A 13,326-nucleotide genomic window follows, 5' to 3' on the forward strand; every position below is an offset into this window, starting at 1 on the left:
CGGAAAGGACGCGATGCCATGCCGGAGACCCCTTCCGCCTCACCCCTCACCTCCCCACCCGTCCCGCACGCCTCGTCCGCGCTCCTCGCCTCGCTGGCCCCGCTGCTGCACGAGTGGCTGCCCCGGCAGCGGTGGTTCGCGGGCAAGGGACGCCCGATCACCGAATTCACCCTGGTGTCGGCCACCGAACTGCTACCGCTGACCGGTTCACCGGGGCTGCTCCATCTGCTCGTACGCGCCCAACAGCACGGCTTCCCGGAGCAGTTACCGCCCGCGACGCCACCCGCCGACTGCTATCAACTGCTGCTCGGGGTGCGTCGCTCGCTGCCCCCGTCCCTCGCGTCCGCCCTCATCGGCCATGTCGCGGAAGGACCGCTGGCCGGGCACACGGTGTACGAGGGGCTGGACGACCCACGCCTGGCCGGACTGCTCCTGGAGCGGCTGCGGGTGCCGGGCCCGCTCGGCTCGCTGCGCTTCGACAAGGACCCGAAGGCGGAGATACCGGCCGGGCTCGCCGCCCGGGCGCTCGGCGCCGAACAGTCCAACTCCTCACTGGTGTACGGAAACGCGTACATACTGAAAATCTTCCGGCGGCTCCACCCGGGCGCCAACCCCGATCTCGAACTCCCGCTCGCGCTCGCCCGCGAAGGCTGCGCGCGGGTGCCCGCGCCGGTCGCCTGGTTCGAGGGCGCCAACCCCGCCGACCCCTGCGAGCCGTTCACGCTCGGGCTGCTCCAGCCCTTCCTGCACGACGCCGAGGACGGCTGGCAGCTCGCCCTGGAGGCCTTCGCCGCCGGCCGGGACTTCACCGCCGAGGCGCACGCCCTGGGCCGGGCCACCGCCGAGGTGCACACCGCGCTCGCCGCGACCCTGCCCCTGATCACCCTCGGCCGCCCTCAGGCCGCACTCCTCGCCGACCGGATGACCGAGCAACTGGAGGCGGTCGCCCAGGCGGTTCCCGCGCTGCGACCTCACGCCAAGGGGTTACGTCAGTCCTTCGACTCGTTGCGGGAGTTGGGGGCGCAGGGCCCGGTGGTCACCGCGCAACGGGTGCACGGCGACCTCCATCTGGGCCAGGCCCTGCGCGGCCCGGACGGCGAATGGTCGGTGATCGACTTCGAAGGGGAGCCCTCGAAACCGCTCACCGAACGCCGCCGCCCGCAGCCCGTCGTCCGCGACGTGGCAGGCATGCTCCGGTCCTTCGACTACGCCGCCCACCTGAATCCCCCGGCTCCCCACTCCCCCTCGCCCCGGCAGCATGCGGAGTGGGCCGACAACTGCCGCAACGCCTACTGCGAGGGGTACGCCGCCGCCTCCGGCACCGACCCGCGCACCATGCCCGCGCTGTTGCGGGCGTACGAGACCGACAAGGCGGTGTACGAGGTGCTCTACGAGGCCCGGCACCGGCCGGACTGGCTGAGCGTACCGATGGAAGCCATCCGCCGACTGGCAACTCACTGAATCCGCAAGGCTGTTGAACCCGCACGTCGCTGACCGTATTCACCATCGAGAGGACGTCTCCGTGACCCCCCGCCCCACCCCCGCTTCCGGCGGGGAGACCCCCCGGCCGCCCCGCCGCACCTCGCCCGGGGCCACGGCGCCCAAATCTCCGAAGGCCCCGAAGCCGAGGTCGGCGAACCCGGGGGCCGCACCGGACGAGCCCGACCGGCCGAAGACCCGCACCACCAAGGCGAAGACCGCCAAGCCCAAGACCGCCGCTTCCAAGGCCGTCAAGGCCCCGAAGGCCCCCAAAGCACCCGAGCAGTCCGTGGCCGCCACCCCGGGGGTGCTCCCCGCTCCCCCGCTCGACATGGTCGACAAGGGCCGTCTGCTGTGCGGCACCCACCACGACCCGCACGGCGTACTCGGCTCCCACCCCACCGCCGACGGCGTCGTCTTCCGTGCGCTGCGGCCGTACGCCAAGGCCGTGACGGTCGTCGCCGACGGGCTGCGGGCCCAGCTCCTGGACGACGGCGAGGGGTTCTTCTCCGGGCTGCTGCCACTCACCGACGTACCCGAGTACCGCCTGCTGGTGACGTACGACGACAACGAGATCGACATCCACGACCCGTACCGCTTCCTGCCCTCGCTCGGCGAGATCGATCTGCATCTGATCGGCGAGGGGCGGCACGAGGAGCTGTGGCGGGCACTCGGCGCACAGCCGATGGTGCACCAGCAGGTCACCGGCACCCGCTTCACCGTCTGGGCGCCCAACGCACGCGGAGTCAGGGTCGTCGGCGACTTCAACTACTGGGACGGCACCGGATATCCGATGCGCTCGCTGGGCGGCAGCGGGGTGTGGGAGCTGTTCCTGCCCGGCGTCGGGGAGGGTGAGCTCTACAAGTTCCAGATCACCCGCCCGGACAGCTCGCTGAGCATGCGCGCGGACCCGATGGCCCGGCACACCGAGGTGCCGCCCGCCAACTCCTCCGTCGTCACCGACACCCACCACATCTGGCAGGACGCCCAGTGGATGGCCTCCCGGGGCGAACGCTCCCCCCATGAAGCCCCGTTCTCCGCCTACGAGGTGCATCTGGCGTCCTGGCGCCCCGGCCTCACCTACCGCCAGCTCGCCGAGCAACTCCCGGCGTACGTCAAGGACCTGGGATTCACCCATGTCGAGCTGATGCCGGTCGCCGAGCACCCCTTCGGTGGTTCCTGGGGCTATCAGGTGACCGGTTTCTACGCGCCGACCTCCCGCCTCGGCACCCCGGACGACTTCCGCTTCCTGGTGGACGCCCTGCACCGGGCAGGGATCGGGGTGCTGGTCGACTGGGTGCCCGCGCACTTCCCGCGCGACGACTGGGCGCTCGCCGAGTTCGACGGCCGGCCACTGTACGAGCACGAGGACCCGATGAAGTCCGCGCACCCGGACTGGGGCACCCTCGAATTCGACTTCGGCCGCAACGAGGTTCGCAACTTCCTTGTCGCCAACGCCAGTTACTGGTGCGAGGAGTTCCACATCGACGGCCTGCGGGTCGACGCGGTCGCCTCCATGCTCTACCTCGACTACTCGCGCGAGGAGGGCGAGTGGGTTCCCAACGCGTACGGCGGCCGGGAGAACCTGGACGCCGTCGCCTTCCTCCAGGAGATGAACGCCACCGTCTACCGCCGCAACCCCGGCATCGTCACCATCGCCGAGGAGTCCACCGCCTGGGACGGCGTCACCCGCGCCACCCACCACATCGGCCCCGGCGGCTTCGGCGGGCTGGGCTTCGGCCTGAAGTGGAACATGGGCTGGATGCACGACTCCCTCGGCTACGCCGCCAAGGAACCGGTGCACCGCAAGTACCACCACCACGAGATGACCTTCTCGATGGTGTACGCCTACAGCGAGAACTACGTCCTGCCGATCTCCCACGACGAGGTCGTCCACGGCAAGCGCTCGCTGGTCTCCAAGATGCCCGGCGACTGGTGGCAGCAGCGCGCCACCCACCGTGCCTACCTCGGCTTCATGTGGGCCCACCCGGGCAAGCAACTCCTCTTCATGGGGCAGGAGTTCGCCCAGGGCGCCGAGTGGTCGGAGGCACACGGTCCGGACTGGTGGCTGCTCGATCCGTCGTACGGCGCCGAGAACGACCACCGGGGCGTCCGCGATCTGGTCCGCGACCTCAACACCACCTACCGCGCGACACCCTCCCTGTGGGAACGGGACACCTCCCCCGAGGGCTTCGCCTGGGTGGACGGCGACGCCGCCGAGGACAACGTCTTCGCGTTCCTGCGCTACGACGCGTCCGGCAGCCCGCTCCTCGCCGTGTCCCACTTCTCGCCCGCCGTACGGCACGAGTTCCGGATCGGCGTCCCCGACGACGTACCGGCCTGGACCGAAGTCCTGAACACGGACGCGGAACGCTACGGCGGCAGCGGTCTGCACAATCCGGAGCCGCTGAAGCCGGAGGCGGCCGGGCACCACGGGCGCCCGGCCAGCATCCGGATCACTCTGCCGCCGCTGGCGACGGTCTGGTTCAGGCCCGCCTAGCGACCCGGGCTTCCGTTTCCTCGTCGAGTACGTCCGTGTGGATCAGTCCCAACTGCTGGGTCGCCCTGGTCAGCGCCACATAGAGATCGTTGAGGCCACGTGGGGAGCCGGAACGGATCAGTTCCGGTTCCACCACGATCACGGCGTCGAACTCCAGGCCCTTCGCCTGCTGCGGGGCCAGCAGCACCACCGGAACGGTGAGGTCGGGCTCGCTGCCGTACGAGGCCGCCGGGAGCTCGGCCGCCAGCGCGGGGATCAGCCCGGCGGGCGCCACGACCGCCAGCCTGCCCCCGGACTCCGCCACCGCGACCGCCCGGACCGCCTCCGCGACCGTACGCGCGAGGTCCTCGGCGGTGGTCCGGCGCGCCCACGGCAGTTCGCCCGTGGAACGTACCGAGCTCGGCGGCTCGAAGGCCGGATCGGCCGCGCGCATCACCTGCGCCGCCAGTTCCATGAACTCCGCCGGGGTGCGGTAGTTGACCCCCAGCCGGGTGTGCTCGTAGCGGTCGCCGACATACGGGTCGAGGATCTGCTTCCAGGAGTCGCAGCCCGCCGCGTCGCCGACCTGCGCCGGGTCGCCGACCAGCGTCATCGACCGGGTCGGGCAACGCCGCATCAGCAGCCGCCACGCCATCGCCGACAGCTCCTGCGCCTCGTCGACGATGATGTGCCCGAACGCCCAGGTCCGGTCGACCGCCGCCCGCGCGGCGGCACTGCGGTGGTCCCCCTCCTCGTGCCGCTCGGCGAACCGCTCGGCGTCGATCAGGTCGTGCGCCCCCAGCACCTCCGAGTCCTCGTCGTCGACGTCCTCGAACTCGTACGTCCGCGACCCGTACGACACGTCCAGCACCCCCTTGGCGTACGCGACCCGCTCCTCGTACTCCCTGGCCGCCGCCTGCCGCGCCGCGTGGTCGTCCGCACCCAGCAGCTCGGCGGCCTCGTCCAGCAGCGGTACGTCGGCGGAGGTCCAGGCCGCGCCCGCCTCGCGCCGGATCAACTCGGCATCTTCGTAGGGCAGTTGAACGGACGGGTCGGCCAGGAACTCGGTGATCAGCTGCTGCGGGGTGAGCTCCGGCCACAGCTCCTCGATCGCGGCGACGACCTGCGGGTTCCCGGCGATCTCCTTGCCGAGCTGCTCGACCTCGGCGGTGCCCAGGATGTTGCCCTCCGGGATCTCCTCGCCCAGTTCCTCCGCGATCTCCTCGTACGGCGCGCGTCCGATGCCGTCGGCGAGCTGCTCGGTGAGCGCGTCCAGGAGGTACCTGCCGAAGTGGCCGCGGGCCAGGTTGTGCGGAAGGCGGGTGGCACGGGCCTGGTGGCGGGCGTCCTCCGCCATGGCCCGCTCCAGGCGGAGGGTGTACTGCTCGTGCTCGATCTCCGTGACGTCGTCGGGGACGGTCTGCCGGTCCCGTACCAGCTGGGCGATGACGTCGGCCATCGCCGCCCCGCCCTTGACCGCGGCGGCCTCGGGGGTGTCGGTGCCGTTGGCGGTGATGCCGGGGAAGAGTTCGTTGGTGGTGGACAGCAGCACGCCGGTCTCGCCCAGGGAGGGCAGGACGTCGCCGATGTAGCCGAGGAAGGCGGGGTTGGGGCCGACGATCAGCACCGCGCGTCGGGCCAGCTGCTCGCGGTACGCGTAGAGGAGGTAGGCGGCACGGTGCAGGGCGACGGCGGTCTTGCCGGTGCCGGGGCCGCCCTCGACGACCAGGACGCCGCGGTGCGGGGCGCGGATGACGCGGTCCTGCTCGGCCTGGATGGTCTGCACGATGTCGGCCATCCGGCCGGTGCGGGCGCTGTTCAGGGCGGCGAGCAGGACCGCGTCGCCGCTGGGGTCCTCGTGGCCGGTGCGCTCGGTGTCGCCGAGGTCGAGGATCTCGTCGTGCAGTGCGGTGACGGTGCGACCCCGGGTGGTGAGGTGCCGGCGGCGGCGCAGGCCCATCGGGGTGTGGCCGGTGGCGAGGTAGAAGGGGCGGGCGACGGGGGCGCGCCAGTCGACGAGCAGCGGGGTGCGCTCGGCGTCGTCACGGCGGACACCGACGCGGCCGATGTGGTGGGTGGCGCCGTTCTCCTCGGATCCCTCGGTGAAGTCGAGGCGGCCGAAGCAGAGTCCGGACTCCACCGAGTTCAGCGCGGCGAGCAGGCCGGAGGTCTCCGAGACGGTGACCTCCCGCTCCAGCCGGGCCTGCGGGGTGCTCCCGGCGTCCTCGGCGAGCGATCCCTGGACATGGCCCTCGGTCTTTTCGCGGAGCACGTCGAGGCGCTCGTACAGGCCGTCGAGGAACTGCTGCTCCTGCTGGAGTTCCCGGGTTGACAATTCCTCGGTTGACAAGTCTTCCCCCACTGGGTTACGGTGTCTACACGGCGGCACTCCATGACCTTTTTCGAATGCAGTCATGGAAACGTCAAATATACGCAGAGAAATACCCCGGCTGTCAACGCGCCGGGGTATTTCTGTATGCGGCTCACCTTGCACGTGGCCGGCCGGCCTTGTATGTGGTCGGCCCTGTATGTGGCCGGCCCGCCGCCCGGATCAGGGCAGCGAAGGCTCCGTGGCGGGGTGGCCGGGGTCGCGCCCGTCGCCGGGGAGCGCACCGACGAAGCGCAGGGGCTCACCCACATCGACGTACCGCAGGATCCTGAACCTTTCCGGGTCCGGGCTGTGGAGGACGAACTCGCCGCCCCAGTGGGCGGTGCGCCTGCGCATGCGCACCAGCAGGGCGAGGCCGCTGCAGTCCATGAAGGTGACCCAGGTCAGGTCGGCGACCGTGCGGCGCGGGCGCGCGGCCAGGGCGCGGTCGATCGGTGGACCGCATTGGAGGGCCGCGTAGAGGTCCAGCTCACCGTTGAGAGCGACGACGAGAGTGTCTCCCACACGACGCAGTTCTACGGGTTTCTCGACGGAGGATTCCGGCATACGCCCCACCCCAGGTAATTGGAACCGTTGGTTTCGCGAAGACTCACCGGGGTCTGGGATGGCCTCCATGAACGTACGCATCCACTGCCTCGCAGAATCGGTTACCCATACAAAATCGGCCCGTTCGAGTGAAGTTCCAGCAAGCCACTTGACTCGACGGACCGATGTCGGCCGCTACTGCCCTTCGTCCGGCGGGAGTTGGAGCCGCCCTTCCACGATGTCCAGTGCCACCTCCCTGAGCCTGCGCCGGTGTGAGCGCGCGTAGGCGCGCAGTGGCTGGAAGGCGACATCCGGGTGGACGCCCCACTGGGCGGCCAGCATGCCCTTGGCCTGTTCTATGGCGACCCGGCTGGTCAGTGCGGAGCGCAGTTCGTCCGCGGAGCGGCTGAGGTGCCAGAGGTCCTTCGAGTGGCTCAGTGAGAGCACGGTGATGTCGGCCAGCCGCTGGGCCAGTTCCAGTTCCTGGCGCTCGGGCAGCTTGTCGTGGCCGTACACCTGCCAGGTGCCGAGCCGCTCCTCCTGCCGGCGCAGCGGCAGGACGGAGGTCCGGTCGATGCCCTGCTTCAGTGCACGGGAACAGAAGACGGGCCAGCGGTCGGCGGCGGCGCGCAGGTCGATGTCGTACTCCGGTTCGCCCGAGCGGTAGCCGTCGACGCAGGGGCCCTCCTGGCGTTGGGCCGCGAGCAGTTCGAGCAGTGCGGAGCGCTCGTCGGAGGCGGCCGCGACGCGCAGTACGCCGTTCTCGTCGGCGAGCATCGCGCCCACCGCGACCGTGTCCAGCAGTCCGACACTGCGGGTGCAGAACTCCCGGAGGAATTCCCGGACATCCGTCTCGGTGAGCATCAGCTCGGCCAGATGGACGGATGCGTCCATCCAGTGTTGTACACGGCCCATCTCCGTCACCTCATACCGCTCGGGCCATTCACATCCCCGGGTACAGGCTCCTACCCGCCTGCGGCGACCTCAGCTCGATCCCGGCACCATGGCTCAATATCCGTACACACCGAGGGCGGTGATGGTGGCGAAGATCTGCTGCCAGTTCTCCCGGGACGGCGACCCGTCGGCGAAGGCCCCGGGGTCCAGCTCCTCCATCCGGCTCTCGAAGTCGTACTCGGCGCCGGCCTCGGCGGGGTAGGGGTCCCAGCTCGCGTTCATGTACCGGCGCAGGTTCTCCAGGAACAGGGTGAACGTCTCCACGTCGCGGACGAGGCGGGTGGGGGCGACGCCGTCCGGGCCGCCGCTCTCCGCGCCCTCGCCGTCGTCCTTGCCCTCGCCCGGCCGCACGAAGTGGACGGTGCCGGTGGTCCGGTGGACGCAGACCTCGCCCTCGTCGCTGCCCAGGTCGAAGGAGCCGAACACCAGCAGGTCGCGGTGGCCTGCGAGGGGTTCGACGGTGGCGGCGGCCGAGAAGCCGGTCACTCCGCCCGACCACCAGTCGGGCACGCCGACCCCGGTGAGGAACGACCGGGTCGGGCGGTGCTCCAGGGAGGCGGGCAGGTCGGCCGGGGAGAAGAGCCGCACCCCGTCGCCGAAGGTGTCGGCCATTCTGGCGGCGGTGAGCGGCGGGTCGAGGTCGGGCGACGGATCGGTGTCGCCGTCGCTCTCCTCGGCCGAGGAGTAACTCGCGCCGCCGGTGGGCCAGTCCGCCAGTACGTCGTTGTGGATGCGCAGTACGGCGATGCCGCGCGGCTCCTCGATGAGGTAGCGGCCCTCGGTGTCGAGGGGTTCGGCGTAGTCCCAGGTGGGCGGCACGGACAGGGCGGGGCCCGAGGGGTCCTCGTCGAACAGGACCGGCAGCACCAGCTCGGCGTCGCGGCCGGGGCTGAAGTCCTCCGCCTCGTCCTCGGGCACCGCGGGGACGCTCTCGCCGGTGCGGGCGTCGAACCAGCGGTCGTCGCACCACATTCCGTCCACCTGGATCAGCTCCCGCCCCTCGTGCAGCAGGTGCTCGGCGGAGCAGTCGCCGCTCAGGTTGGGGTGTGCGGTGAAGTGGCCGACCGGGCGCCACCAGGCCCACTCGGTGCTCCACGGCATCTCGGGGGCGGCCGACCTGACCCTGGCCGCGTACTCCCGGCGGCCCAGGACGGTGGCGGCGAAGTGCAGCCAGGAGGCGAACTCGGCGCGCGGGACGTCCTGGGTGCCGAATATCGCCTCGGCCTGCCGGAAGACGGCCCGGCCGTCCTCGGCCGCCGCCGGCTTCCGGGCCCGGGAGGTCAGTTCGTACCGTATCGACTCGCGGTCCGTGTGCAGCAGGGCCGCCGGGTCCGCCAGCAGGACGTCCAGGTCGTGGGCGTCCCGGGCGCGGGTGTCGTGGTTCATGGCTGATCTCCCCCGTGAGTTCTTGGAGATCATCCTGACATCCGCCACTGACAATCGGGCCCGGCGCCCCCCGCCGCCGAGGGGGCGGCGCCTGTGTCCGAACCCCGGCTGTCAGCGGGTGGCGTCCGCCAACTCCCGCTCTCCGGACGTCTCTTCCGCCGCACTTGTCGCGGCGTTCGCGCGGCGCGGCAGCAGTACCGCGACCAGGACGGTGCCGGCCGCCAGGATCACCGCGCCGATCAGGCTGGTGTGCGCGACGGCGTCGGAGAAGGCGGAGCCGACCGCGTCCGCCATGTCCTTGGCTCCCTGGGCGAGTTGACCGGCCTGCCCCTTGAGCTGGGCGGCCTGCTCGGGGTCGGTGGCCCCGGCGGCCTTGGCCGCGAGTTCGCCCGCCTTGTCGCCGACGCCCTGAGCGACGGCGTATCCGGCGCCGACCGAGTCCTGGGCGGTGTCCAGGGCGGCGGCGGGCAGCTGCGAGCCCTTCACGCCGTCGGCCAGCTGCGAGGAGTAGGAACCGGCGAGCACCGAGCCGAGTACCGCGATGCCGAGCGAGCCGCCCAGCTCCAGCGAGGTGTCGTTGACCGCGCCGCCGACGCCGAGTTCGGACTCCGGGAAGGCGCCCATGATGGCGTCGGTGCAGGGCGACAGGGCGAGCCCGATGGCGAGGCCCAGGATCACCAGCGGCAGGACGAAGTCCCCGTACGCGGAGGCGTCGTCGATCCGGGTGAGCAGGGCCAGGGCGACCGTACCGCCGACCATTCCGGCCGTGACGGTGACCTTCATGCCGAGGCGCGGGGTGAGGAACCCGGTCAGCGCGGAGCCGACGAAGACCGCACCGGCCAGCGGCAGCATCCGTACACCCGTCTGAAGCGCGTTGAAGCCGAGGACGAACTGGAGGTGCTGGGTCAGGAAGTAGAAGGCGCCGAAGACGGCCAGGAAGAAGAGGGCGACGGCCAGGTTGGAGCCCGCGAAGCCACGGTCCAGGAAGCGGCGTACATCGAGCACCGGACGCGGGTGCCGCAGCTCCCACACCACGAACAGCAGCAGTCCGACGCCTGCGATCACGGCCGCGCCGATCGCCTTGGCGTCCCAGCCGAAGTGCGGGCCCTCGATGATCGCGAAGATCAGCGCGGCCACCCAGAGCACGGAGAGCAGCCCGCCGACGTAGTCGATCCGGCCGTGCACGGATGCCTTGGACGGCGGTACGAGGGTGAGGGCGCCGATGATCGCGAGGGCGGCCACCGGGACGTTGATCAGGAAGGTGGAGGCCCAGCCGCGGTCCTCCAGAAGTGCGCCCGCGACCAGCGGACCGGCGGCGATGGCGAGGCCCGCGGTGGCGGTCCAGATCACGATCGCCTTGGCGCGCTCGGCGCGCGGGAAGGTCGCGGCGAGCAGCGACAGGGTGGCGGGCATGATCATCGCTGCCCCGACGCCCATCACGGCGCGGGCGGCGATGACCCCGTTCGCGGTGTCGACGAGCGAGCCCGCGACGGCTCCCCCGCCGAAGACCAGCAGACCGAGCACCAGGGCCCCGCGACGGCTGTACTTGTCGCCGATCGCGCCGAGCAGCAGCATCAGCGCGGCGTACGGAACGGTGTAGCCGTCGACCACCCACTGGAGGTCCGCGCTGGTCAGCCCGAGGTCCTTGGTCATGTCGGGGGCTGCGACGGTGAGGGCGGTGTTCGCCATCACGATGATCAGCAGACTCAGGCACAGGACCGCCAGGGCCCACCAGCGCTTCGGGTACGGCCGGTCCATCTCTTCCACCGGCTGGTTGGCGACCAGGGGCACAGTTTCCACCTCTTTGTCATCACATAACGACACTCGCTTGCACACCGCTGTGCAACTGCACAACCATGTGCAAGTTACGCGACTGCACACCTGTGTGCAAAATGGAGGCATGACCTCAGCCAGCGGCGTGACCACGAGCAGCTCCGGCCGGGCGGACGCGAACCGCCGCCGCATCATGGAGGTCGCGCTGACGGAGCTGCTGCGCGATCCGGACGCGAGCATGGACCAGATCGCCCGCGCGGCAGGAGTGGTACGCCGCACCGTCTACGGCCACTTCCCCAACCGGGAAGCTCTGGTCGCCGCCCTCGTCGACAGTGCGGCCGAGGCCGTCATCGAGGCGCACGCGGCCGGCCGGTCCGGGATCGACGACCCTGCGGAGGCCCTGGCCCGCGCCATTCTGGCGGTCTGGAAGATCGCCGACCGCTACCGCCTGCTGGTCGCCCTGGCGCAGCGCAGCCTGTCCATGGAGGGCATCAAGCAGCGGCTGACCCCGGTCCGCAAGGACTGCGTGGCGCTGCTCGAACTCGGCCAGGAATCCGGGGTGTTCCACTCCCCCGTCCCGGCGGCGGCCCTCGCCTACGTACACGAACAGACCCTCTTCGGCCTGATGGAGGCGGTGAACGAGGGAGCCCTGGCGACCGAGGACGCGGGGCGGGCGGCGGCCACGACGGCACTGCTCTCGGCGGGGGTGCCGGCGGATGTGGTGGCGGAGCTGGTGGAGCGGGCGGTCACCGAATAGCCGCCACCGAACAGCCGAAGGGGGCGCGGGCCTGGGAACCGTCCCGGTCCGCGCCCCCTTCGGGAGCGGTTGCTAGCCGACCTCGGCCGGAGTGGTTCGCTTCGGCTCGGACGCCCCCTGTGACGCCCCCTCCGCTGTCAGCGTGCTCTCGTCGAAGGGCAGCTTGCCGCCCAGTACCAGCCCCACCCGCTCACGGTCGATCTCCTTGGTCCAGGTGCCGACGAGGACCGTGGCGACCGCGTTGCCCGCGAAGTTGGTGAGGGCGCGGGCCTCGCTCATGAAGCGGTCGATGCCGACGATCAGACCGACGCCGTCGACCAGTTCGGGGCGGTGCGACTGGAGGCCGCCGGCCAGGGTGGCGATGCCGGCGCCGGTGACGCCCGCCGCACCCTTGGAGGCGATGATCATGAAGCCGAGGAGGGCGATCTGCTCGCCGATGTTGAGCGGGTCCCCCATCGCGTTGGCGATGAAGAGGGAGGCCATCGTCAGGTAGATGGCCGTGCCGTCGAGGTTGAAGGAGTAGCCGGTCGGAACGGTGATGCCGACCACCGGCTTGCTGACCCCCAGGTGTTCCATCTTCGCGATCAGCCGCGGCAGCGCGGTCTCGGAGGACGAGGTGGAGAGGATCAGCAGGAACTCACGGCCCAGATAGGCGAGCAGCTTGAAGATGTTCAGGCCGGTGCAGAGCTTGAGGATCAGGCCCAGGACGACGAAGACGAAGAGGACGCAGGTGACATAGAAGGCGATCATGATGACGGCGAGCGACTGGAGTGCCTTCAGGCCGGTCTCGCCGACCACCGCCGCGATCGCACCGAACGCACCCACCGGGGCCGCCCACATCACCATCGCCAGCACCCGGAACACCAGCCGCTGGATGTGCCCGACGCCGCGCAGCACCGGTTCGCCCGCCGAGCCCATCGCCTGGAGCGCGAAGCCCACCAGGAGGGCGACGAAGAGGGTCTGGAGCACCGAGCCCTCGGTGAAGGCGGAGATCAGGGTCTTGGGGATGATGCTGAGCAGGAAGTCGGAGGTGCTCTCGCTGGCGCCCTCCGCCTGCTTGGCGCCCGCGTCCTTGTGGGCGTCCAGGTCGAGCCCGTCGCCCGGGTGGATCAGATTGCCGACCAGCAGACCGATGCCGAGCGCCACGGTCGACATCACCATGAAGTAGCCGAGCGCGAGCCCGCCCACCGCGCCGACCTTGGCGGCCTTCCGCACGGAGCCGATGCCCAGCACGATGGTGCAGAAGATGATCGGCGAGATCAGCATCTTGATCAGGTTGACGAAGCCGGTACCGATCGGCTTCAGTTCCTTGGCCACGCCCGGCGCGAGGAATCCGACGGCGATGCCCAGGAGTACGGCCACGATGACTGCTATGTAGAGGTAGTGCGAGCGGTCCCGCCGTTTCCCCTTCGCTCCCGGTACCGACTGCGCGCCCTGGGCCGGTACCCGCTGCGCGCCCTCTGCCGTTCCCGGCTTCTCGTCCGCCACTTGTGTCTCCCTGCTCTCGCCGTCCCCGTTCTCGTTCCCGGCGACTATGCATCACGGCCTGCGGCAACACACCCTTGCGGTCGTAGAGTTCACAGA

Annotated in this window: 9 protein-coding genes; 3 read left to right on the forward strand and 6 right to left on the reverse strand. The window is 70.6% G+C overall.

Annotated features, from left to right (window positions below; translation table 11 throughout):
* Positions 1–18 precede the first annotated feature (18 nt).
* Positions 19–1,461, forward strand: coding sequence for a maltokinase (locus ACIA73_RS04565; protein WP_399436805.1), 1,443 nt, complete (start codon positions 19–21; stop codon positions 1,459–1,461).
* 61 nt (positions 1,462–1,522) lie between these two features.
* Positions 1,523–3,979 (forward strand): 1,4-alpha-glucan branching enzyme, encoded by a 2,457-nt coding sequence (gene glgB, locus ACIA73_RS04570; protein ID WP_399436806.1) that lies wholly within the window; start codon positions 1,523–1,525, stop codon positions 3,977–3,979.
* Here the strand turns inward: glgB and ACIA73_RS04575 are convergent.
* The 5 genes from ACIA73_RS04575 to ACIA73_RS04595 all read right to left on the reverse strand — a co-directional run bounded on the left by ACIA73_RS04575 (position 3,966) and on the right by ACIA73_RS04595 (position 10,970).
* Positions 3,966–6,374, reverse strand: a complete 2,409-nt coding sequence (locus tag ACIA73_RS04575) for a HelD family protein (protein WP_399436807.1) — start codon at positions 6,372–6,374, stop codon at positions 3,966–3,968. The two genes, glgB and ACIA73_RS04575, sit on opposite strands and share 14 nt — an antisense overlap.
* Positions 6,375–6,509: 135 nt before the next feature.
* A complete protein-coding gene (locus ACIA73_RS04580) occupies positions 6,510–6,893 on the reverse strand; it encodes an STAS domain-containing protein (RefSeq protein ID WP_399436808.1) in 384 nt (127 codons plus the stop codon).
* A 174-nt stretch (positions 6,894–7,067) separates the two neighbouring features.
* Positions 7,068–7,787: a GAF and ANTAR domain-containing protein gene (locus ACIA73_RS04585; RefSeq protein WP_399436809.1), complete on the reverse strand. Its 720-nt coding sequence runs from the start codon at positions 7,785–7,787 to the stop codon at positions 7,068–7,070.
* 93 nt (positions 7,788–7,880) lie between these two features.
* The gene (locus ACIA73_RS04590; RefSeq protein ID WP_399436810.1) at positions 7,881–9,212 is read right to left on the reverse strand and encodes an SUKH-4 family immunity protein; all 1,332 of its coding nucleotides are present in this window, start codon (positions 9,210–9,212) and stop codon (positions 7,881–7,883) included.
* A 111-nt stretch (positions 9,213–9,323) separates the two neighbouring features.
* Positions 9,324–10,970, reverse strand: coding sequence for an MFS transporter (locus ACIA73_RS04595; protein WP_399437446.1), 1,647 nt, complete (start codon positions 10,968–10,970; stop codon positions 9,324–9,326).
* A 142-nt stretch (positions 10,971–11,112) separates the two neighbouring features.
* Between ACIA73_RS04595 and ACIA73_RS04600 the strand changes: the two genes are divergently transcribed.
* On the forward strand, positions 11,113–11,742 hold the full coding sequence (locus ACIA73_RS04600; protein WP_399436811.1) for a TetR/AcrR family transcriptional regulator: 630 nt from the start codon (positions 11,113–11,115) through the stop codon (positions 11,740–11,742).
* 72 nt (positions 11,743–11,814) lie between these two features.
* Here ACIA73_RS04600 and ACIA73_RS04605 read toward each other — a convergent pair whose 3' ends face one another.
* On the reverse strand, positions 11,815–13,116 hold the full coding sequence (locus tag ACIA73_RS04605) for a cation:dicarboxylate symporter family transporter (RefSeq protein WP_399437447.1): 1,302 nt from the start codon (positions 13,114–13,116) through the stop codon (positions 11,815–11,817).
* Between the last annotated feature and the right edge of the window lie 210 nt (positions 13,117–13,326).

The sequence above is a fragment of the Streptomyces sp. NPDC051561 genome, assembly GCF_044454195.1.
GTDB lineage: Bacteria > Actinomycetota > Actinomycetes > Streptomycetales > Streptomycetaceae > Streptomyces.